The sequence below is a fragment of the Planktothrix tepida PCC 9214 genome (assembly GCF_900009145.1).
GTDB classification, from domain to species: Bacteria; Cyanobacteriota; Cyanobacteriia; order Cyanobacteriales; family Microcoleaceae; genus Planktothrix; species Planktothrix tepida.
Map to the genome: position 1 here is coordinate 1 of NZ_LN889827.1, position 230 is coordinate 230.

1 protein-coding gene is annotated in these 230 nt (G+C 40.4%); it reads left to right on the top strand.

From position 1 onward, the window contains the following. The coding region (locus PL9214_RS31785) for a hypothetical protein (protein WP_186440509.1) at positions 1-230 on the top strand (230 nt) is incomplete at both ends.

Below are 230 nucleotides of genomic sequence, written 5' to 3' on the forward strand. Positions count from 1 at the left end.
GACCTAGCAGCAATAGAAAATACCCAAGAGAATTTAAAAGCAGCCATCGCTTGTTATCACCAGGCTTTAATTGTTCGTCAACAACAGACCTACCCCCAACAATGGGCAACGACTAATAATAATCTGGGGACTGCCTATTCAGACCTAGCAGCAATAGAAAATACCCAAGAGAATTTAAAAGCAGCTATCGCTTGCTATCACAAGGCTTTAATAGTTTATCAACAACAGAC